At 65.5% G+C, this 19,981-nt stretch carries 19 protein-coding genes; 7 read left to right on the plus strand and 12 right to left on the minus strand.

Annotated features, from left to right (window positions below):
• The first annotated feature begins 19 nt into the window (after window positions 1-19).
• From abc-f to JKP78_RS18590, 3 genes are all read left to right on the plus strand, one after another.
• On the plus strand, window positions 20-1,930 hold the full coding sequence (abc-f, locus tag JKP78_RS18580; protein WP_200627162.1) for a ribosomal protection-like ABC-F family protein: 1,911 nt from the start codon (window positions 20-22) through the stop codon (window positions 1,928-1,930).
• Entirely contained in the window at window positions 1,930-2,517 is a 588-nt protein-coding gene (locus JKP78_RS18585) for a mechanosensitive ion channel family protein (RefSeq protein WP_170027754.1), read from the plus strand. The genes abc-f and JKP78_RS18585 overlap by 1 nt, the downstream gene beginning before the upstream one ends.
• A 117-nt stretch (window positions 2,518-2,634) precedes the next feature.
• A complete protein-coding gene (locus tag JKP78_RS18590) occupies window positions 2,635-3,267 on the plus strand; it encodes a LysE family transporter (RefSeq protein ID WP_170027755.1) in 633 nt (210 codons plus the stop codon).
• 81 nt (window positions 3,268-3,348) lie between these two features.
• On the opposite strand, the gene JKP78_RS18595 is transcribed toward JKP78_RS18590, so the two are convergent.
• Window positions 3,349-4,101, minus strand: coding sequence for a slipin family protein (locus JKP78_RS18595; protein WP_186687741.1), 753 nt, complete (start codon window positions 4,099-4,101; stop codon window positions 3,349-3,351).
• 2 nt (window positions 4,102-4,103) lie between these two features.
• Entirely contained in the window at window positions 4,104-5,450 is a 1,347-nt protein-coding gene (locus JKP78_RS18600; RefSeq protein ID WP_200627163.1) for an NfeD family protein, read from the minus strand.
• A gap of 96 nt (window positions 5,451-5,546) precedes the next feature.
• Between JKP78_RS18600 and JKP78_RS18605 the strand changes: the two genes are divergently transcribed.
• The 3 genes from JKP78_RS18605 to JKP78_RS18615 all read left to right on the plus strand — a co-directional run bounded on the left by JKP78_RS18605 (window position 5,547) and on the right by JKP78_RS18615 (window position 7,016).
• Window positions 5,547-6,005 carry an aminoacyl-tRNA deacylase gene (locus tag JKP78_RS18605; protein WP_186687737.1) on the plus strand — a complete coding sequence of 153 codons (459 nt, stop codon included), beginning with the start codon at window positions 5,547-5,549 and terminating at the stop codon, window positions 6,003-6,005.
• A gap of 60 nt (window positions 6,006-6,065) precedes the next feature.
• Window positions 6,066-6,308 (plus strand): DUF2789 domain-containing protein, encoded by a 243-nt coding sequence (locus tag JKP78_RS18610; protein WP_170027759.1) that lies wholly within the window; start codon window positions 6,066-6,068, stop codon window positions 6,306-6,308.
• Between the two features lie 69 nt (window positions 6,309-6,377).
• Window positions 6,378-7,016 carry an NADH:ubiquinone oxidoreductase subunit N gene (locus JKP78_RS18615; RefSeq protein WP_170027760.1) on the plus strand — a complete coding sequence of 213 codons (639 nt, stop codon included), beginning with the start codon at window positions 6,378-6,380 and terminating at the stop codon, window positions 7,014-7,016.
• 6 nt (window positions 7,017-7,022) lie between these two features.
• Here the strand turns inward: JKP78_RS18615 and JKP78_RS18620 are convergent, their stop codons facing one another.
• Window positions 7,023-7,460: a CBS domain-containing protein gene (locus JKP78_RS18620; RefSeq protein ID WP_056806073.1), complete on the minus strand. Its 438-nt coding sequence runs from the start codon at window positions 7,458-7,460 to the stop codon at window positions 7,023-7,025.
• Window positions 7,461-7,684: 224 nt separating this feature from the next.
• Window positions 7,685-9,415 carry a dipeptidase gene (locus JKP78_RS18625; RefSeq protein ID WP_186687735.1) on the minus strand — a complete coding sequence of 577 codons (1,731 nt, stop codon included), beginning with the start codon at window positions 9,413-9,415 and terminating at the stop codon, window positions 7,685-7,687.
• Window positions 9,416-9,681: 266 nt separating this feature from the next.
• On the opposite strand from JKP78_RS18625, the gene JKP78_RS18630 reads away from it, so the two are divergent.
• Entirely contained in the window at window positions 9,682-11,091 is a 1,410-nt protein-coding gene (locus JKP78_RS18630; protein WP_200627323.1) for an aminotransferase-like domain-containing protein, read from the plus strand.
• Here JKP78_RS18630 and panB read toward each other — a convergent pair.
• Genes panB through JKP78_RS18670 form a run of 8 tightly spaced genes read right to left on the minus strand, consistent with a single transcriptional unit; the run spans window position 11,079 to window position 19,942 of the window.
• The gene (panB, locus tag JKP78_RS18635) at window positions 11,079-11,894 is read right to left on the minus strand and encodes a 3-methyl-2-oxobutanoate hydroxymethyltransferase (protein ID WP_186687732.1); all 816 of its coding nucleotides are present in this window, start codon (window positions 11,892-11,894) and stop codon (window positions 11,079-11,081) included. The two genes, JKP78_RS18630 and panB, sit on opposite strands and share 13 nt — an antisense overlap.
• A gap of 47 nt (window positions 11,895-11,941) precedes the next feature.
• Window positions 11,942-13,195, minus strand: coding sequence for an ATP-grasp domain-containing protein (locus JKP78_RS18640; protein ID WP_200627164.1), 1,254 nt, complete (start codon window positions 13,193-13,195; stop codon window positions 11,942-11,944).
• A complete protein-coding gene (locus JKP78_RS18645) occupies window positions 13,176-14,432 on the minus strand; it encodes a methylaspartate mutase (protein WP_200627165.1) in 1,257 nt (418 codons plus the stop codon). Before JKP78_RS18645 ends, JKP78_RS18640 begins: the two co-directional genes overlap by 20 nt.
• 2 nt (window positions 14,433-14,434) lie before the next feature.
• The gene (locus JKP78_RS18650) at window positions 14,435-15,931 is read right to left on the minus strand and encodes a hypothetical protein (protein ID WP_186687725.1); all 1,497 of its coding nucleotides are present in this window, start codon (window positions 15,929-15,931) and stop codon (window positions 14,435-14,437) included.
• Window positions 15,928-17,166, minus strand: a complete 1,239-nt coding sequence (locus JKP78_RS18655; protein WP_186687722.1) for an ATP-grasp domain-containing protein — start codon at window positions 17,164-17,166, stop codon at window positions 15,928-15,930. Before JKP78_RS18655 ends, JKP78_RS18650 begins: the two co-directional genes overlap by 4 nt.
• A 34-nt stretch (window positions 17,167-17,200) precedes the next feature.
• The gene (locus JKP78_RS18660; RefSeq protein WP_186687718.1) at window positions 17,201-17,659 is read right to left on the minus strand and encodes a cobalamin B12-binding domain-containing protein; all 459 of its coding nucleotides are present in this window, start codon (window positions 17,657-17,659) and stop codon (window positions 17,201-17,203) included.
• A complete protein-coding gene (locus JKP78_RS18665) occupies window positions 17,656-18,879 on the minus strand; it encodes an MFS transporter (protein WP_186687716.1) in 1,224 nt (407 codons plus the stop codon). Before JKP78_RS18665 ends, JKP78_RS18660 begins: the two co-directional genes overlap by 4 nt.
• Window positions 18,872-19,942 (minus strand): LLM class flavin-dependent oxidoreductase, encoded by a 1,071-nt coding sequence (locus tag JKP78_RS18670; RefSeq protein ID WP_186687713.1) that lies wholly within the window; start codon window positions 19,940-19,942, stop codon window positions 18,872-18,874. The genes JKP78_RS18665 and JKP78_RS18670 overlap by 8 nt, the downstream gene beginning before the upstream one ends.
• Between the last annotated feature and the right edge of the window lie 39 nt (window positions 19,943-19,981).

A 19,981-nucleotide genomic window follows, 5' to 3' on the forward strand; every position in this document is an offset into this window, starting at 1 on the left:
GGTAGACTCCGCGACCATCATGATCAGACTATCCAACCTCACTTTACAGCGTGGTCCGCAGCGCTTGCTAGAAGGCGCCGAGATGACCCTGCACGCCGGTCACAAGGCCGGCCTGATCGGCGCCAACGGTGCCGGAAAATCCAGCCTGTTCGCCTTGCTGCGTGGTGAGCTGTCGCCCGATGCCGGCGATTGCCAACTGCCCGGCGACTGGCGCATCGCCCACATGCGCCAGGAAGTAGACACGCTCGACCGCCTGGCCGTGGATTATGTGCTCGACGGCGACGCGCGCCTGCGCAAGGTTCAGGCCGAGCTGGCTGCGGCAGAGCAGGCCCACGATGGCACCGCCCTGGCACGCCTGCACAGTGAGCTGGAAAGCGCCGACGGTTATACCGCCGATGCCCGCGCCCGCAAGTTGCTGGCCGGCCTGGGCTTCACCAACGAGCAGATGGATCGCCGCGTCGGCGACTTCTCCGGGGGCTGGCGGATGCGCCTGAACCTGGCCCAGGCGCTGATGTGCCCGTCCGACCTGCTGCTGCTCGACGAGCCCACCAACCACCTGGACCTGGACGCGATCCTGTGGCTCGAGGACTGGCTCAAGGGCTACCCAGGCACGCTGTTGCTGATCTCCCACGACCGCGACTTCCTCGACGCCGTGGTCGACCATGTGCTGCACGTCGAGCAACGCAAGCTGAACCTGTACAAGGGCGGCTACACCGCCTTCGAGCGCACCCGTGCCGAGCGCCTGGCGCAGCAGCAGCAGGCCTACGAGAAGCAGCAAGCGCAGCGCGCGCACATGGAAAAGTACATTGCCCGCTTCAAGGCCCAGGCCACCAAGGCCCGCCAGGCCCAGAGCCGAATCAAGGCCCTGGAGCGCATGGAAGAGCTGTCGGCGGCGCACGTCGATTCGCCGTTCGACTTTGTCTTCCGCGAGTCGCAAAAAATTTCCAGCCCGCTGCTGAGCCTGTCCGAAGGCCGCCTGGGCTACGGTGACAAGGCCATTCTCGACAAGGTCAAGCTGCAGCTCACCCCGGGCGCACGGATTGGCCTGCTCGGCCCCAACGGTGCCGGCAAATCGACCTTGATCAAGAACCTGGCCGGCGAGCTTGAGCCGCTGTCGGGTCGCCTGGTACGTGGCGAGAACCTGGCCGTGGGTTACTTCGCCCAGCATCAGCTGGACTCGCTGGACGACAAGGCCAGCCCGCTGCTGCACTTGCAGCGCATTGCGCCTGCCGAGCGTGAGCAGACCCTGCGCGATTTCCTCGGTGGCTTCGACTTCCATGGCGACCGTGTCGACGAGCCGGTAGTGAACTTCTCCGGTGGCGAAAAGGCCCGCCTGGCGCTGGCGCTGATTGCCTGGGAGCGGCCGAACCTGCTGCTGCTTGACGAACCGACCAACCACCTCGACCTGGAAATGCGCCTGGCTCTGACCATGGCCCTGCAGGAGTTCGCCGGTGCTGTAGTGGTGGTGTCCCACGACCGTCACCTGCTCAAGAGCACCACCGACGACTTCCTGTTGGTGGCCGACGGCAAGGTCGATACCTTCGATGGCGACCTGGACGACTACAGCCGCTGGCTGGTCGAGTATCGCCAGCGCAGTGCGCCGGCCAGTAGCACCCCGGCCAACCCGGACAAGACCGACAAGAAGGCCCAGCGCCAGGCTGCCGCAGCCTTGCGCCAGCAACTGGCTCCGCACAAGAAGGCCGCCGACAAGCTCGAGACCGAGCTCAACCAGGTGCACGCGCAGCTGGCTGAAATCGAAACCGCGCTAGGTGATGGTGGCCTCTACGACGCGGCGCGCAAGGATGAACTGCGTGAATTGCTGGCGCGGCAGACCAAGCTCAAGCAGCGCGAGGGCGAACTGGAAGAGGCCTGGATGGAAGCACTGGAAACCCTCGAAAGCATGCAGGCCGAACTCGAGGCGCTGTCCTGATGGAGGAACTGCGTTCGCTGCTGCCAGGGCAATGGATGGACACCTTCTGGGTGGGCTTGCAGATTCTGTTGATCCTGATCGTGGCGTTCGTCCTGCAACGCATTATTGCCCGTGGGCTGAGCCGCCTGGGCCAGCGTTATCCTCTGCCGCCGGAGTTGCTGGTGCCGGTGCGCGGAGGCCTGCGTTGGCTGATCATGGGCAGCGCGCTGTTGTTCGTGCTGGAGCGCCTGGGTGTATCGGCAACCGTGCTGTGGACAGCATTGTCCGGTTTCGTCGCGGTAGCGGCGGTGGCCTTCTTCGCCATCTGGAGCGTGCTGTCCAACCTGCTGTGTGCGGTGCTGATCTTCACGGTCGGGCCGTTTCGCATCGGTGACGTGGTCGAACTGGTCGACACCCTCGACAAGCCGGGCGTAAAGGGCCGGGTCATCGCCATCAACCTGCTGTTCACCACCCTGCTGGAAATGCCCGAGGCGGGAGGGGCGCTGGTGCAGGTGCCGAACAGCCAGTTTTTCCAGAAGTCGGTGCGGCGCTGGCGCGGCGCTGAAGTGCAGTCGCTGCAACAAGAGGCGCCGGCCGAGGCTGACTGAACCTGTACTGCCCTCTTCGCGGGTACAGCCAATGCAAACCCTGCAAAATCTGCTGGTTATTTTTTCATCAACGCCTTAGCTTAACGTTTTGCGACAAATGTTCGAGCGAGGTGTGTGATGTCGATGGAAGTATGGCTGGGCTTCTTTGCCGCCTGTTGGGTGATCAGCCTTTCACCCGGCGCCGGGGCAATTGCCTCGATGTCCAGCGGCCTGCAATACGGTTTCTGGCGTGGCTACTGGAACGCCCTGGGCCTGCAGCTGGGCCTGATTGTGCAAATCGCCATCATCGCCGCCGGCGTCGGTGCCATCCTGGCCGCTTCGGCCACGGCTTTCCACATCATCAAATGGTTCGGTGTCGGCTACCTCGTGTACCTGGCCTACAAGCAGTGGCGCGCCCTGCCGATGGACATGAGCGATGAGTCCGGCGTGCGCCCGATCGGCAAGCCACTGAGCCTGGTGTTCCGCGGTTTCCTGGTCAACGTCAGCAACCCCAAGGCGCTGGTGTTCATGCTGGCGGTGCTGCCACAGTTCATCAACCCGCATGCCCCCCTGCTGCCGCAGTACGTGGCCATCACCGTGACCATGGTCGCCGTCGACATGCTGGTGATGGCCGGCTACACCGGCCTGGCTGCACGGGTACTGCGGCTGCTGCGTACGCCCAGGCAGCAGAAACGCCTGAACCGGACCTTTGCCGGGTTGTTCATTGGTGCGGCTACCTTCCTGGCGACCCTGCGCCGCGCGCCCATCTGATCGACCCAGGGCTCCTGCAGGCGTTAAACGACCCTTGTAGGAGCGGCCTTGCGTCGCGAAAGGGGCGCAAGGCGCCCCCCGCTATTCCTGCTTGCCCACCACCCCCTTGAGCAACTCCACCGGCAGTGGAAAGACGATGGTCGAGCTCTTGTCCCCGGCAATCGCCCCCAGTGTCTGCATATAGCGCAGTTGCATCGCGCCCGGCTCCTTGCTCAGCATCTGCGCCGCCTGCATCAGCTTCTCCGATGCCTGCAACTCACCTTCTGCATGGATTACCTTGGCGCGCCGTTCGCGCTCGGCCTCGGCCTGGCGGGCAATGGCGCGCACCATCGACTCGTTGAGGTCGACGTGCTTGATCTCGACGTTGGCCACCTTGATGCCCCAGGCATCGGTCTGCGCGTCCAGCACCTGGCGGATGTCCGCGTTCAGCTGTTCGCGTTCGGCCAGCAGTTCATCCAGTTCGTGCTTGCCCAGCACCGCGCGCAACGTGGTCTGCGCCAGTTGGCTGGTCGCCACCAGGAAATCCTCGACCTGGATGATCGCCTTCTGCGGGTCAAGCACGCGAAAGTAGACCACGGCATTGACCTTGACCGAGACGTTGTCACGGGTGATCACGTCCTGCGGCGGCACATCCAGCACCACCGTGCGCAGGTCGACCCGCACCATTTGCTGCACCACCGGAATCAACAGGATCAGCCCCGGCCCCTTCACCTGCCAGAAGCGCCCCAACTGGAACACCACTGCGCGCTCGTATTCGCGCAGGATGCGGAACGCCGACAGCAACAGCATCAGCAGCACGACCAGCACCGCGCCGAAACCCAGTTGCATGAACATGGTCACTCTCCTTGCGCCGCAGGAGCGGCGGCGCTCACTTGCAGCATGACGCCATGGCGGGCTGTCACCCGCACGCTCTGGCCTGGTTGCAGCGGCGTTGCACACTGCACCTGCCATTGTTCGCCCTGGGCCAGGACCACGCCGCAGAACGGGTTGCCGGCCATTACCTCGGTGACCGTGACCAGGCTGCCGAGCAGCCCGGCATCGCCGCTGACCAACGCCCGTCGGCGGGCCTTGAGGGCCATGCCCATCACCCCACCGATCAGCAACGCCGAGAGCAGCGCCAGGGTGCCGATCAGGGTCAGTGGAATGCCGAAGCCGGGGGCGTCGGTGTCGATCAGGATCAATGCACCGACCACGAAAGCGACGATGCCGCCAAAGCCGACCACGCCGAAACTGGGCAGGAACGCCTCACCGATCATGAAGGCGATGCCGAGCAGGATCAGCGCCACTCCGGCAAAGCTCACCGGCAACAGTTGCAGCGCATACAAGGCCAGCAGCAGGCAGATGCCGCCAACCACGCCACCGACCGTCGAGCCAGGGTTCATGAACTCGAACAGCAGGCCGTACACGCCGACCATGATCAGGATCAGCGCCACGCTGGGGTTGGTGATTACCGCCAGTACCCGTGTACGCCAGTCCGGCAGGTGCTCGACCAGGCTCGCGCCGGCGGTCTGCAACTGGCGGGTCTGGCCCGCGACGGTGAGGGTTTGGCCATCGAGCTTGCGCAGCAGCCCGGGCAGGTCATCGGCTACCTGGTCGATCACGTTCAGCCGCAAGGCCTCGCTGGCGGACAGGCTCACTGCCTCGCGCACGGCCTTCTCCGCCCAATCGGCGTTGCGCCCGCGCAGCTGCGCCAGGCCACGCATGTAGGCCGCCGCATCATTGACCTGCTTGCGCGCGAGGGTTTCGTCATCGCTGCCTTTGGCCTTGTCCTCCCTGGCAGGGCCGGGTGGGCCGCCGATCTGTACTGGCGTGGCGGCCCCCAGGTTGGTCCCTGGTGCCATGGCAGCGATGTGGCTGGCGTAGAGAATGTAGGTGCCGGCGCTGGCGGCGCGGGCCCCGCTTGGGGCAACGAAGGTGGCGACCGGCACCGGGCTGGCGAGAATCGCCTTGATCATCTGGCGCATGGCGCTGTCCAGCCCGCCCGGCGTATCCATGCGGATCACCACCAGTTGCGCCCCCTGTTGCTGGGCCTGGCCAAGGCTACGCACCAGGTAGTCGGCGCTGGCCGGGCCGATGGCATCATCGATGCCCAGCACCCACACTGCACCGGGCGCGGCCTGGCCGCCCGGCGTGATGCCAAGCAGCAACAGCAGCAACAGCCAGCGCCAGCAGCGGGCGATCACCTGTCGTCACCTCGTGTGTTCTATTGCACAAGTTTAGCCCTGCCAGTCGGTACCCGGCCTAGAATTGGACATGGGGGGCGAAACCGGAGGTGCATCATGCGTATGGCAAAGACCCTGCAGGACCGCCTGAACAAGGCCAACTGCGACTACGACATCATTTCCCATCCCCATTCGGCCACCAGCCTGGAATCGGCCCGCACGGCCGGCGTACCCGCCGAGCGGGTCGCCAAGTCGGTGGTGCTCGATGATCGTCATGGCAACTACATCATGGCCGTGTTGCCGGCCAACCGGCACCTGGACATGAGCAAGGTGCGCATGTCCGGGGCCTGGCAACTGACCCGTGAGAGCGGCCTGCCGAGCCTGTTCGGCGACTGCGAACGCGGTGCCGTACCGGCGCTTGGCGATGCCTACCAGATAAAGATGCTGCTTGATTCGAGTCTTACCCGCCAAGGCGATGTCTACCTGGAGGCGGGTGATCACGATCATCTGATCCACATGAGCATGGAGCAATATCTGAAGCTGGTGCCGCGCGCCGAAGTGTGCGAGCTCAGTTGATGCTCTCAACCCATGCCAGGCCGGCATCGTCGACGACCGGCCCGGCGCCGAGGAGGAACCATGGACAAGCCGATTCATCCGTTGTCGGAGATTTTCAAGCAGCTGGGGCTGTCTGACGATCCGGTCGAAATCGACCGGTTCATCAGCACCCATTCGCCGCTGGATGATGATGTAAAGCTGGTTGATGCGCCTTTCTGGAGTGATTCACAGCGCGATTTCCTGAAAGAGAAATACCTCGCGGATGACGACTGGATTCCGATGATCGACCAACTCAACGAGGCGCTGCACCCAAGCAAGAAATAAAGCGCCGAGTGGTGCCTGACGAGTGATTGGTCGTTGCTATGCTCAGGAAAACAACAAGGGGATAGCGCGATGAAAGATCCCTACGCACCGGGTTTCTGGTGCTCCGTGACGATCCTGGGCACCCTGACGGCCAGTTACTTCTATGGCATCAGGCAGACGCAACAGATGAACCAGGCCGTGCATTTTCTGTATGCCGCTGCCGCGGTCACCGTGGCGGTGGCCCTGGTGGCCCTGGCCTGGATCGCCTGGCAGCAATTGCACCTGAACAAACGCGAAGTGGTGCAGGGGCGAACGTTGCTGACCATCTGGAACACCAAGGTCGCGCTGCGCCGCGTCGAAACGGTGTTCGATCGCTATTTCTGGGGCAGCTACTGGCATTCCGGGCGCACTTTCGAAGAAGTCATGGGCGAGCTGAAGGGTACCCCGCTGGAGCAGAGCCTGGATGCCCTGAAACGTCAGTGCAGGGCGCTCGATCGCGAAATTCATGACCATCATCACCATTGGCTGGCCAATGCCCGCGACTTGTCCAGCGTTGCCCAGGCGATGGCCCGTGAGCGCTACCAGCTGGACCTGGGCGAGCCCACCCGCAGCGGCCACGGCAACACCGCCGTGCTCAATCGTGACCTGGAGGTGCTGGTGTATACCTGGTCGGCGCGCCTGCGCAGCTTCGACCATCAGCTGGACGAGCTGGAGCGCGCCTACCATTGAGGCGGATCATTCGCCGCGGATGTACTGTTCCAGTTGCAGGATCAGGTGGGCCTGTTCGGCAATGGTTTCCTTGACCAGGTCGCCGATCGACAGCAGGCCGAGCAACTCGCCATTGCTGACCACCGGCAGGTGGCGCAGGTGGCGGTTGGTCATCAGGTTCATGCAGTACTCGAGGTTCTGCTTCGGCTCCACGGTCACCACCGGCGCGCTCATGATCTCGCGCACCGGCGTGGCGGCGGAGGAGCGGCCCTTGAGCACCAGTTTGCGCGCATAGTCCCGTTCGCTGACGATGCCCACCACCTGGTTGCCCTCGACCACGGGCAGCGCACCGACGTTTTTCTCCGCCAGCAGTTTCAGGGCGTCGAGTACCGAGTCATCTGGGCCGATGGTGTAAACGGTGTGGTGCTGGGACTTGGTCTTGAGGATTTGTTCGACGGTCTTCATACGAGCCTCTGCGGGTGGAAAAGCCATGTCTCGGAGTAAATAAAGCATCCGGCACGGCGCTCTGCACGGCAATGCAGGAAACGGCATCGAGTCGATTGAAAAACGTCATGAGTGGTCGCCCGTGCTGGCCTCTTCGCGGGCATGCCCGCTCCCACTGGTATCGCACCGACTTCGCGCAATTCCTGTGGGAGCGGGCGTGCCCGCGAAGAGGCCGGTACAGTCAATCAGAGTTTCGGCATCTGCCCGATCCGCGCCACCATCTCGCTCACCACCTGCAGGTCCAGCATGAACTGTTCCACGGTCTTGAACTCGTTGTCGTTGTGCCCGGTGTATTTCACGTCCGGCATGGCCAGGCCAAACTGCACGCCGTTAGGCAGGTCATGTACCGAGGTCGCCCCTGCCGAGGTTCCGAACTCATGCTTCATGCCCAGGTTCTCGGTAGCCACGTCAAGCAGGGCCTTGACCCATTCGCCTTCGGGGTTGCGGTACATCGGCTCGTCCAGGCTGTAGTCGAAGGCCACCGAGGTGTGGCTTTGGCGGGTCCACTTGCCCAGTTTGTCGGCCAGTTCGTCCTTGATCGTGGCGATTGGCTTGCCTTTGGGAATGCGCAGGTTCACGGCCAGTTTCAGGCCTTTGTCATCAACCCCGACAAAGGTCAGCGATGCCGTCAGCGGGCCCATGAACGAGTCCTTGAAGGCCACGCCAAGCTTGTTGCCCAGGTAGTCCAGGCCCCAGTTGTCGGCGGCGTAGCGGGCGGCATCGGTGAAGTGGTTGTGCTTGATCGGCACCTGCTGGCCGAGGCCATTGATGAAATCAAGCATGCGCGCCACCGGGTTGACCCCGGATTCCGGTTCCGAAGAGTGGGCGGAAACGCCGGTTACCGTCAGCAGCACGTTGTTGCCTTGAGGCTTGGCGTCGATGCTGAAATCGCCGCCATGCTGCTTCACGTACTTGGCGCCGGCTTGCTGCAGGCGCTTGGCAAGCGCTGCCGGGTTATCGGAGACCAGTGTCGCCACGGACGTGGTCGGGATCTGGTTGGTGGCCAGGCCGCCGGTCAGGTTGACGATCTCCGCGCCCTTGCCAGTGGCCGGGCGCTTGCTGAAGCTGGCCATGATCGTGCCGTAGCCTTTCTCGGCGATGACCACCGGGTAGCCGCCATCGAGCGCCAGGTTATAGTCGGGGGTGGGGTTGCGTTCGAAGTAGTACGGGATGGCATCGCCGCTGGTTTCTTCGGTGGTATCGATCAGCAGCTTGAACTGCCGGGCCAGCGGCAGGTTCTCGTCCTTGGCCACTTTCAGTGCGTACATCGCCACGACAATACCGTTCTTGTCGTCTTCGGTGCCGCGCCCATACATGCGGTCGCCGACCAGGGTCACCTTGAACGGGTCCAGGCGCGTGCCATCGGCCAGTTTCCAGTTGTCCGGATTGACCGGCACCACGTCGGCGTGGGCGTGGATGCCGACCACTTCCTTGCCGCTGCCCAGCGAAATCTCGTAAACCCGGTTGTCGATGTTGCGGAATGCCAGGCCGAAGCTTTCGGCAAGGGCCTTGATCTTGTCCGCGATCTTGAGGAACTCGGGGTTTTCGTGCTGCGGCGTGCCTTCGACGTTGAAGGTCGGGATAGCCACCAGTTCACGCAGGGTTTCGCTGGCGGCCTTGCCGTACTTGATGCGGGTGTACAGGCCGAGCAGGCGGTTGATCTCATTCTGCTGCTCGGCTGCCAGTGGCTTGCCGGCCAGGTAGGCATCGAGCGTTGCCTCGAGGTTGTCGGCCTTGGCCAGGTCGCTGCCTTTGAGCTTGCCGATGAACTGCTTGAAGTCGCTTGGATCGCTGCCGTCGAAGGCCTTGACGATGGCAGCCGACTGCTGCTGGGTGAGGTTGGCCTGGGCCGGTTGGGTGAAAAGACCGATGCTGGCCAGCAGCAAGGCGGTGGCGGTAAGTTTTTTCAGGTGCATGGTTGTGCGCATTCCTTCGCCAATCATTGTGTGGGTTACCCGTCCGCAAACGGGAAGACGCCCACGCTAACACCAATGACCCTTGGCACGGGAGTGCCAGAAGCGCGACATGTCGCACAAACGAAAAAGCCCCGGGCGCGTTGCCGGGTCCCGTTCAGTGCTTCTGTCCCGTTCCGAACAGGGTTTACACCACCCGGGGCGTAGGGCAGCGCGCGGGATTCGCGTGTACCCTGTGCCTGCGCTTTTTCAGAAGTGACCCCGTGAGAATGGAAGCAGACAACAACACCAAGTCCCACTACACCTACCAGGCCGTATACCGGTACCTGCTCGACTGGATCGAGGCCTCACCGTCGGATGTTGAACAGCGCCTGCCGTCGTTGCGCCAGCTGGCCCAGCGCCTGAACGTGTCGGTGTCCTCTACCAAGTACGCCTATTCGCTGCTCGAAGACGAGGGCCGGGTGTACGCGAGGCCCAGGCACGGTTACTTCACCCGGGCCAGCAAGGCACCGCTGCACGGCGAATGTTCACCCAGCCTGCTCGACACGGTGTTCTCCAGCGCCCGCCAGCCCGGCATGCTGGCCCTGAGCAGCGACGCGCCGGCCATGCTGCTGTCGCTGGAAAAACCGCTGCTGATGATCGAGCGTGAACTGGCGCGCCAGTACCCACGTTCCCATGCACCGCTGTACCAGCCGTTCGGCGAGCCGGAGCTGCGCGGAGTGCTGGCCGACCGCTACACGCGCTCGCCACAGCGCTACTGGCATGCCGAGCATGTGTTCATCGGCTCGGACCTGCGCAGCATCCTCGAGCTGTCGCTGCGTGCCCTGAGCCTGGAAGGCCAGGTAGCGCTGGTCGAGTCGCCTTGTTCCTGGGCGGTGCTGCGCCAGTTGCTGGCGGCGCGCATGACCATCGTCGAGGTGCCGTTGCGCGCCGACGGCCGTTTCGACCTGGAGCAGTTCCGCCAGTTGCTGCATGCCCAGCCTGTGCGCCTGGCGGTGCTGTCGTCGGCCACCAACGTACCCCAGGGCGGGCTGATGCCGGCTGAGGACAAGCAGCAGATTTGCCGCTGGCTGGCCGAGCAGGATGTGTGGCTGTTCGAGAACGATGGCTATGGTGAGTTCTGCTTCGAGGCCTCGCCGGCCCGCTATCGCGACTTCGCCGACCCCAATCGTTTGCTGGTGTTTTCCACCCTCGACAAGGTCATCGGCTCCGAGGCGCCCTATGGTTACCTGCTGTGCCGGCGCCATATCGAGCAATTGCAGCAACTGTTTCTGGAGCGCGCCTTCCGCCTCTCGCCGATACGCCAGAAGGCCATCGCCAAGCTGTACGCCTCACGCCGGGTCGACCAGCACGTGCAGTTGCTACGCGCCATGCTGCGCGAGCGCATGCAGCACATGCATGGCCTGCTGGAGCTTCACGGCCAGGGTTACCTGCGCTGGGGCGTGCCCCAGGGTGGGGCGAGCCTGTGGCTGGAAGCGACCCGGCCGGTAGAAATGCGCCGGGTCTTCCAGCGCCTGTTGAACCAGCGCATCGTCATCGCACCCGGGGAAATCTTCAGCCAGCAAGGCTTGTGGCGCAGCCACCTGCGGCTGTGCTACACGCTGGACTGGAGCAAGGACATTCCCCAGGCGCTGCAGCGCCTGGTCAAGGCGATCCAGGACGAGGCTCAGACCCCATAGCAGTGGTCAAGCGTCGGGAAGGTGCCGTCACGCACCTCGTCGCCGAAGCGTGCGCAGGCCTCGCGGATCACCCCGGCTACATCGGCGTACTGCTTGACGAACCGTGGCACGTGCTCGCCCCCCAGGCCCAGCAGGTCCTCGGTGACCAGCACCTGGCCATCGCAAGCCGGGGAGGCGCCGATACCGATGGTCGGCTTGTCGCTGGCCTCGGTGATGGCCCTGGCCACCGGCTCGGCGACGCCTTCGAGCAGCAGGGCGAAGGCGCCGGCTTGCAGGTTGGCGCGGGCGTCGGCCAACAGTGCTGCACCGCCTTCCGGGCTCAGGCCCTGGGCCTTGTAGCCGCCCATGACGTTGACGAACTGCGGCATCAGGCCAATGTGCGCCATCACCGGTACGCCGCGCTCAACCAGAAATGCCACGGTGCTGGCCAGCACCTGGTTGACTTCCAGTTTCACTGCGGCGCAGCCGGTGCGGGCCAGCACCTCGGCACAGTTGCGAAATGCCTGCTCGGGGCTTTCCTGGTAGCTGCCGAACGGCATGTCGGCGATCACGCAGGCCAGGCGCGTGCTGTCGACTACCGCGCGGGTATGGGCGATGGTCTCGTCCAGGCGCATGCCCAGGGTGGAACTGCGGCCGTAGCCGACCATCGCGGTGGAGTCACCGACCAGGATGAAGTCGACCAGAGGGTCAATTACCTGGGCAATCGCGCTGGAGTATGCCGTCAGTGAGACGATCTTCTGGCGGCCCTTCATGGCCACCAGTTGCGGGACAGTCATGCGTCCGTTACGGATTTGCGTGCTCATCAGTGTCTCCTTAGTGGTGAAACGGCCCCGGTAGGTGGGGCTCCCGGTTACAGCCAGTCTTGCTCCCACGTCCGCCAGGCGAGTTGGTCCTGGCGGATGCGGTCAGGTTGCGGATGGACCATGAACACGGCCCCCGGCGAACTGTTGAGGTCGACGGTCGGCGCCAGGGCGCGGCCGTCGCTGAAACGCCAGCGGGCGCTGTGGTACGAGGCCAGCTGGTCGAGGTGCGAGGTTACCCGGCCCAGGTCGAAGCGACCCTGGCCACGGGCGATCAGGTTGAGGGTGCAGGCCGCCTGCAACTGGCGATAGCGCCGAGGGCGCTGCAGCAAGCGGGCTGGGGTCAGGCAGGCCTCGACGGTCAGGCTGACCTGGTCGGCGCCGGTGGCAGCCTGCAGGGCGGGCGGGTTGGCCAGGCCGGACAGGCGTGCGCCGGTTTCCAGCAGGCGTGGCCCGGCGGCGGTGAGGATGACCTCGGTGTGCGCCGGGCCCTCGGCGATGGCCAGGGCGTCGAGCACCCCCTCGACATAGCCGACCAAGGTCTCCAGGCACGGGTCGTCGGGAGCCAGCAGGTATTCGCTGTCGTAGATCTTGCGGCCATCCCCGCTCAGGGTCTTGGTGCAGCGCCAGGCATCGCTGAGCCAGTGCTGGCCCTGATGGCTGACGGTATTGATCACGTATTCGTCGCCTTCGAGGTACTCCTGCACCAACACTTCATGGTTGTCGCGCATCATCAGGTTGGTGCCGCCGAGGATGGCATTGGCGGCATCGCGGACCTGGCTGGCGTCGCGGCAGATGAACACCTGGTCGGAGCCGGCGCTGTCCAGCGGCTTGACCACCACCGGCCGTGCGCCCTGGGCCTGGAACCAGGCGCAGGCCTGTTCGGCGCTGCCGGTGCGCAACTGTGCTGCCACCGGCAAGCCAGCAGCGGCGACTTGCTCGGCCATCAGCGCCTTGTCGCGGCGCGCTACCGACAGCGCCGGGTCGTTGCCCGGCAGGCCAAGGGCGGCGGCCAGGCGGTCGGCCAGCTCAACGCCGAACTCGCTGCCAGTCAGCACGGCCTCGGGGTGCTGGGCTGCCAGTACCTGGCACAGCGGCTCGAAGCCGACCTCGTGCAGTTGGTAATACTGGGTGAACAGGGCCTGCGGGCAGCTGGCGGCGAAGGCCGCCGGCATGTCGCGTCGTGAGCTTACATGCAGCAGCGGGCGGTGCTCGGCCAGCGCGCGAGCGAGAAAGGCGCCGGTGGAATAGGCGTCTACCAGCACCAGCGGGCGCTGCCCGGGTTCAATGCAAGGGTTGGTCATAACGGTTCACCATGTAGTGCAGCATCTGGAACAGTTGGTCGGCGCGCACGCCGTGGTCGGCGTTGCCTGCCGCGTGGCTACGCGCCAGCGGCAGGCCGCCGAGGCTGGCCCAGCGCAGCGCACCGTGGTCATCGATCAGGGTGGTGGCGCGGCCGGGGTTGTCCGAATGCAGGCAGTAGGGGATATCCAGCAAGCCCCGGGCGAAGGCTTGCAGCAGCGCAGTGCCCAGGTCGGCGTGCAGCTCGAGCACGGCGTCGACCAGTTGCCGGGTTTCCAGCAGGATCTCTTCGTAATAGCCCTGGCTGGCTGGGTCGAGCGCCGCCGGCGCCTGCGCCGCGCTGCTGCTGGCCATGTCCAGCGCCTGGAGATTGTCGCGCACCGAAGGGATCTGCCGGGCCTCGGCTACGGTCTTGACGATCAGCCGTTCGCAACCGGTGGCCTGGGCCAGGCGGGCGCTGTCGACGATCAACCGGCGGGCGCCATGCTCGGTGCAGGGGAACACGCCCATGTAGGTGTACACCACCACGTGCCAGTGGATGTCGCTCAGGTAGTGCGCCGCCAGCTCGCGCAAGGCGCGCAGCGCGCCCTGGTCCTGGACCATGCTGGTACCCTGGGCGTAGCTCAGCGACACGCTGCGAATACCGTACTGGCGGAAGAACATGGCTTCGAGAAGGCCCACCGCCAGCAACATCGAGGGCGGACATAACTGACCCAGCAGGCAGCCGCCGAAGCTCTCGATGTGGCCGTGTGCGGTGCTTTCGGCCAGCGCCCGGCAGCTTTGCCCCCAGGCGTCCACCGCATGCAGCAGCGGCAAGCGGCTGTAGGGCATGCAATAGGACACTGGGCCGCCTTCGGTGGCGTCCAGGCCGACTGCGGCCATGCGCTTGAAGATGTTCTGTGGCTGGGCCGTGCCATGGCGTACCTGGATCGGGAAGTCCGCGCCGTAAAGGCCGTCGAGCATGCCGCGCAGGGCTTCCAGCGGATGGCTGACGATAGGGAAGCCGTTGAGCGGGCTGCCGTCATTGAGGCAGCGCAGGGCGCTCTGGTAATCGCCGACACGGGTGTAACTGTCGAGCGTGATGGTACCCAGGGCGCCCGGCTGGCGGGCCACTGCTTCCAGGCCAGCACGCATGCTGGGGATGTCGGCGAAGCCCATGCGCGGTTGCACCACGAGCTGCCCGCGCTCGCGGGCCCGTTCGATGAAACGCTGGAAGTGGCTGGTATCGGTGCTGGCCATGGTCAGCGTCCCGACACCAGTTCGACTACCTGTACACCGGTGGCCGGATCGTGGCGCACGATACGGCCCTTGTGCGGGTCGCCGGCGCGCACTCGGGCGATCAGTGAGGCGTCGCTGTCGAAGTCGATGGGCGCGTGCCGGTAAAGGCTGCGCAATGCCGCCAGCGGCAGGCCGCTGACCTCGCCGAGCCAGTGGCCGAGCACCTCGTCCTCGGCCTGGCCGCCGAGCAGCGCGTGCAGGTCTTGCAGGCGCCCCACCAGTTGCGGGTGACGCAGGCTCAGGTACAGTGCCAGGTCGCGGCCCTGGCTGACGAAGGGCGAGAACTGCATGCAGATCAGCTGCTCTTCGTCGAGGTCGAAGGCCGAGCGGGCGAAGCCGTCGGCCAGCGCGCGCCGGTTGGCCTTGCCGGCGGCGTCGGCGTAGGGCGCCAGGGCCAGCTCGATGAGGCGGTCTGGCATTTCTTTCTTGCGCATCAGCGCCTGGGCCAGCTCCAGGTATTCGGCCAGTCCTTGGTCATAACTGCGCCCCTGCACCTGTTCGGCCTTGAGCCCGCGCAGGTGCGCCATCAGCATCGGGTTGGCGCAGTCCGACTCGGTGAAGCTGAACGCCAGCTCCTCGAAGCGGAAGCCGAGAAATTCGGTAATCAGCTCCCAGTGGTCGTCGACGCGGTAGCTCACCAGGTCGTAGATGCTGATGAACGCAGGCTCGCCGCTGGCGTTACCGGTGCTGACCCGACGCTCGTCGAGGGCAGCGTCGAAGCCGTCGCCGAGCAGTTCGATGAAGTAGGCCTGGGCAATACCGTCCAGCGCCTGCAACAGCCCGCGAAAGCCCTGGCGACGGCAGTCCTCGACGTCCAGCCCGAGGCGTTCGGCCAGGCGCATGATCCAGGTGAAGTAGTGCTTCTGTTCCTTGCGCGAGTCGCCGGTGACCACTGCGTCGACGCCACCCTGCCACCAGGCGGCGCGGCCGAAGAAGTCGGCAACTGCAAGGTTGCAGCTGTTGCAGAAGGTCGGGCGGCCGTCACCGGCGGTACGGTGGCCGTTCATCAGCACGTCGAAGCGGTTCATCGCCTTCACCTCGCTGGGGAAGGGCAGGTGGCGTTCGAACGGGCGGATCTGCCGGTGGTCGACCACCAGCATCTCGACCCGCGGGTCGCCGTACAACGCCAGGGCGTGGTAGGCCCGGTCGATGTTGGCCATCACTGCATCAGCCACCCCAGCATGGCGCATGTTGGCGATGCGCAGGTGAAAGGTGCAGCCATGGGTGATGGCCAGGTGCAGCTGTGTCGCGCGCAGCAGTGACACGGTGTAGGAGCTGTCCTTGCCACCGCCGTAGGCGACCATCAGGCGGTAGTTGGCCAGGCCTGCCAGGCCGCCGGCGGCTTCAATCAGACGTTCGCCGAACACGCGTACGGCATGCTGGTCGTTGTCGCTCAGGTAAGGGATGAGCCGGGCCAGCAGCGCGGCGTCGTCGTGTTCGGTACGGGCGGCGTGGTTCATGCCGGTTGCGCCTCCAGGCGGTAGTGTTCAATGACGTGGCGGATGTCTCGCTCGATGCCAGCCTGGTCGCTGCCGGTGAAGATGAAACGCCCACCCTGCAATGCGTCATAGCCGCCGCCGGCCTCCAGCACCTCGCCGGGCTGGGGCAGCAGTTCGCGCCACAGCGAGGCGACCTGGGTGCGCTGCGACGGCGCCTCAAGCACCCTGCACGGCAGTTGTTGCGGCTTGGGGATGATCAACCAGCCGCCGCTGGGATCGCCGTCCTGGTCGGGCAGGGCGGCGGGCTCGCCGAGCAGGTTCTTCAGCCAATGTTCGTAGAGGTTGACGCCGAACACCCGGTTGATCAGGTGCGGCACCTCGCTGCCGCCGACCCGCGCGCCCACCTCCAGAAACACCAGGCTGCCGTCCTCGCACACGAACAGTTCCAGGTGGAAGGCGGTGTCGCGCAGCCCCAACGCCTGCAGGCATTGGCGGCTGAAGTCGGCGATGCGCGTACGCAACGGCGAGGCTTGCAGCAGCACCGAGCCCAACGGCTGGCGCCGGGCGAAGTCCAGGCAGCTGTTGAGGTAGCGCGACACTGCCTGGAACGGCACCTGGCCGGTGGCGTCGGTGTAGCCATCGACGTGGTACACCTGGCCCTCGACAAAGGCTTCCACTTCGTGGCGCGCCAGGTCGACACCGTCGAGTGCGGCCAGCAGCTGGCGCTCGTCATCGACCCGCACCACGCCGATACTGGCGGCGCCGTCCACCGGCTTGACGATCAGCGGGTAGCCGGTTTTGGCGGCGAAAGTCAGGGTGTGGGCCAGGCTCTCGCAGCGGGTGAAGGCCGGTACGGCCAGGCCATGCTCTTGCAGCACCTGTTTCATCCGCGCCTTGTCGCGGTACACGGCCACTTCGTCCGGGCCATGGCCTGGGATGTTCAGCGCCTGGCGCACCTGGGCGGCGATCTCGAGGGTGAATTCGGACAAGGCGATCAGCAGGTCGACCGGGCCGACCCGTTCGCTTACCTCGGTCACCGCGGCCAGCAATTGCGAGTACTGGTTGACGTCCTCGACCTGCACCAGGTGGGCGATCTGCTCGCGCGGCGCCAGCACGCCGAGCGCGCCGGGGCCGTCGACCACATAACTGATGCGGTGGGCCTGGTGGTCGAAGAAGGCTTCGTAGCGGGTCAGTTCATTGTCCCAACGCTGGCCGTCGTGAAAGCGCGGCCAGCGGTTGACGATCACGATATGCATGGGTTCGTTCCTTGTTCGGGCAACAGACGGGGGCTCAGGTCCAGTGCGCGACGTCACCGGTGCCGAGCACCAGCGAATAACGGGCCTGGGCCAGGCGTTCGAGGTGGTGCTGGAAGGCGTCGAGGGCGTCGGCCTCGGTGAACACCGCGTTGTACCCGGCGCCCAGCAGTTCCTCGCGCACCGCTCGGGTCTGCTCCTCGGAGGTGGTCAGCTTGCCGCCGATCACCACGTGCAGGTGCGGGTACTGCTGGCGCAGCGCGTGGATCAGCGTCAGGCCTTGGGAGTAGCCGTGGCCGTTGACGCTGCTGATCACCAGCAAACGCGCGTGGCGGTGCTGCTCGACGGCGTCGAGCACGGCCTGCACTGGTGTGCAGCTGCCCAGGTTCTTTACCTCCAGGCCGCGTTCGCCCAGCCACATCTGCAAGTACACCAGGTTCCACATGTGCGAGTCGGATTCGACCGTGGCCAGCAGGCACAGGGGTTGGCTGTTCATCGGGATGCCTCCATGGCGGGGTTTTCAGTGCCTAGTGCGGCGTTCAGGCGCCGCGTGGTCAGGTGAAACAGCAGGGCGCCCGGCACGCACAGCAGCAGGCCCAGGGCGAGGATCAGGCCCTGGATGCCGTAGCGCTGGCCGATGCTGGCGCTGAGCAGGCCGCCCAGCGGGAAGGACGCCAGGTTGAGCAGGTAGAACGGGCCCATCACCTTGCCCAGGTGCTCACGCGGGATCACCTTGATTCGCTGGGTGCGGTTGAACACGTTGAACAGGGTGCAGCCAGCCATGGCCAGGACGAAGCTGGCACCGTAGGCGAGCACACCGTTGGCCAGCCCCATGGCCAGGATTCCGCCGCACAGCACGGCGAAACCCAACGCGCCCAGCTGGTGGATCGACAGCCGCGTCAGCAGCCACGGCACCAGCAAAAAGTTCAGCAGGCCCAGGGCGCCGGCGGCGCTGTTGATCAGGCCGAAGGCACCGTCGGCGGCCTGGAATACGCCGCTTACGACGAAGGCATTGGCGCTGAGTACGCAGGCAAAGGCCAGGTTGATGCTGAAGTTCAGCAGCGCCAGGCTGACGATTGGCGGGTTGCCCAGCAGCAGCTGCCAGCCTTGGCGTAGGGCGTCGAGCACCGGTTGCCGAGCACTGTTGGCGTGGGCGTCGGGCAGGCCGCGCCAGCACAGTGCTGCCAGCAGCAGTGCGGCGGCGGCCAGGCCCAGCAGGGACAGCTTGCCGCTGTACAGCACCAGCGCGGCGGCGCTGGCTGGGCCCAGCACCTGCGCCAGCAGCTCCATGTTCTGCACCAGCGACTGGGTATGCGCCAGGCGCTCGGCCGGCGCCACCTGCGGCACGGTGCGTTCCACGGCCATGCGTACCGGTGCCATCAGCAGCGACAGCAGCACCCCGTTGGCCGCCAGCACCCAGACCGTCAGGGCCGGCGCCAGGCTGCAGCAGAGCACGGTCAGCGCCAGGCTGGCGGCGCGCAGCACGTTGGCCCACTGCAGCAGGGTGCGCCCGCCGACACGGTCGGCCAGCACCCCGGCAAACGGGTAGGCGAGCAGCGCCGGTAGCCACTCCAGGGCGAACACCAGCCCCGAATAGCGCAGGCTACCGGTGGCCTGGTAGACCATCAGCGGCACGGCAAACAGCACCGTCTGTTCGGCCATCAGGCCCAGCAGCAGGCCGGCGCCGAAGCGGCGCAGGGGCGCGTGCTCAGCCATGCTGGCGGTCCAGGTCGGCTTCCAGTTCGCGCAGGCGCGGCAGTACGTGCTGGCAGAAGCGGCGCATCTCGTCGCGGGTTGGCCAGCCGGAAAAAATGAACTCGCTCACCCCGACCTTCTTGTACTCCAGCAGGTAGGCCGCCACCTCCTCGTAGCTGCCCACCACGCACAGCGCCGGGCCGCCTCGGTAGGCCACGGCGCCCGACCAGAGCATCGGCGACAACCAGTCGTGGCGCGCGCCCTCGGCCAGGCGGAACGAGGTCTTGACCGCCTCGGAGTCGCAGCGGGCGACAAACTGGCGTACCCATTCGCGGTGCTGCTGGTCGGGGTTTTCCATCATCGCCTCGACTTCGGCCAGGGCCTCTTCGCGAGTTTCCCGCGCCAGCACGTGCATGCGTATGCCTACCGAGCGGCCGGCTGCAAGTACCTCGCGCGCGGCTTCGGCGATGCCTTCGGGGGTGTCGCCGTAGCGCAGCCAGCAGTCACTGTGCGATACCGCCACCTGCTGGGCGATGCCCGAGGCGCCGCTCAGATACAGGCGTGGCCGCTCGTGGTCCTTGAACGGGAGGCCGAGCTGCGCCTTGTCCAACTGGTAGAAGTCGCCGTGGTGGCTGAGCGGGGTTTCCCCGGCCCAGAAGCGCCTGAGGATATCGATGAACTCGCAGGTGCGCGCGTAGCGGCCATCGTGGGCGACGTAGTCACCGTAGTACGCCTGCTCGTCCGGCGAAATGCCGGCCACCAGGTTCAGCGCGATGCGCTTGTCGGACATCCACGACAGGGTGTTGACCACCTGGGTGAACAGGGTCGGGTGCAACAGCCCGGGGCGGTAGGCGAGGATGAACTTTACGTTGCGGGTTTCGCGCACCAGCGCGCCGATCATCGGCAGCGGGTCGGGCATGTGATAGCTGATACCCATCAGCAGCGAGTCGATGCCCAGTTCGTCGGCTTCCTGGGCGAAATCGATGATACCGGCGAAGTCCAGGCGTCCGGTGTCGTACTTGTCGGTGGCTTTCTGCTGGCCGCTGTCGAGCGGCGAGCACCAGTGAATGCGCAAGGGGTTCATGCGGATATCTCCGGAAAGGGCCTGCCGTCAGGGCAGGCC

This window comes from Pseudomonas sp. LAM2023, assembly GCF_016620375.1.
In the GTDB taxonomy this organism is placed as follows: domain Bacteria; phylum Pseudomonadota; class Gammaproteobacteria; order Pseudomonadales; family Pseudomonadaceae; genus Aquipseudomonas; species Aquipseudomonas anuradhapurensis.

What these genes read in the sequence shown, in the direction of transcription:
- abc-f (WP_200627162.1), top strand. Translation starts at nt 20, where the DNA reads ATGATCAGACTATCCAACCTCACTTTACAGCGTGGTCCGCAGCGCTTG.
- JKP78_RS18585 (WP_170027754.1), top strand. Translation starts at nt 1,930, where the DNA reads ATGGAGGAACTGCGTTCGCTGCTGCCAGGGCAATGGATGGACACCTTC.
- JKP78_RS18590 (WP_170027755.1), top strand. Translation starts at nt 2,635, where the DNA reads ATGTCGATGGAAGTATGGCTGGGCTTCTTTGCCGCCTGTTGGGTGATC.
- JKP78_RS18595 (WP_186687741.1), bottom strand. Translation starts at nt 4,101, where the DNA reads ATGTTCATGCAACTGGGTTTCGGCGCGGTGCTGGTCGTGCTGCTGATG.
- JKP78_RS18605 (WP_186687737.1), top strand. Translation starts at nt 5,547, where the DNA reads ATGCGTATGGCAAAGACCCTGCAGGACCGCCTGAACAAGGCCAACTGC.
- JKP78_RS18610 (WP_170027759.1), top strand. Translation starts at nt 6,066, where the DNA reads ATGGACAAGCCGATTCATCCGTTGTCGGAGATTTTCAAGCAGCTGGGG.
- JKP78_RS18615 (WP_170027760.1), top strand. Translation starts at nt 6,378, where the DNA reads ATGAAAGATCCCTACGCACCGGGTTTCTGGTGCTCCGTGACGATCCTG.
- JKP78_RS18620 (WP_056806073.1), bottom strand. Translation starts at nt 7,460, where the DNA reads ATGAAGACCGTCGAACAAATCCTCAAGACCAAGTCCCAGCACCACACC.
- JKP78_RS18625 (WP_186687735.1), bottom strand. Translation starts at nt 9,415, where the DNA reads ATGCACCTGAAAAAACTTACCGCCACCGCCTTGCTGCTGGCCAGCATC.
- JKP78_RS18630 (WP_200627323.1), top strand. Translation starts at nt 9,682, where the DNA reads ATGGAAGCAGACAACAACACCAAGTCCCACTACACCTACCAGGCCGTA.
- panB (WP_186687732.1), bottom strand. Translation starts at nt 11,894, where the DNA reads ATGAGCACGCAAATCCGTAACGGACGCATGACTGTCCCGCAACTGGTG.
- JKP78_RS18640 (WP_200627164.1), bottom strand. Translation starts at nt 13,195, where the DNA reads ATGACCAACCCTTGCATTGAACCCGGGCAGCGCCCGCTGGTGCTGGTA.
- JKP78_RS18645 (WP_200627165.1), bottom strand. Translation starts at nt 14,432, where the DNA reads ATGGCCAGCACCGATACCAGCCACTTCCAGCGTTTCATCGAACGGGCC.
- JKP78_RS18650 (WP_186687725.1), bottom strand. Translation starts at nt 15,931, where the DNA reads ATGAACCACGCCGCCCGTACCGAACACGACGACGCCGCGCTGCTGGCC.
- JKP78_RS18655 (WP_186687722.1), bottom strand. Translation starts at nt 17,166, where the DNA reads ATGCATATCGTGATCGTCAACCGCTGGCCGCGCTTTCACGACGGCCAG.
- JKP78_RS18660 (WP_186687718.1), bottom strand. Translation starts at nt 17,659, where the DNA reads ATGAACAGCCAACCCCTGTGCCTGCTGGCCACGGTCGAATCCGACTCG.
- JKP78_RS18665 (WP_186687716.1), bottom strand. Translation starts at nt 18,879, where the DNA reads ATGGCTGAGCACGCGCCCCTGCGCCGCTTCGGCGCCGGCCTGCTGCTG.
- JKP78_RS18670 (WP_186687713.1), bottom strand. Translation starts at nt 19,942, where the DNA reads ATGAACCCCTTGCGCATTCACTGGTGCTCGCCGCTCGACAGCGGCCAG.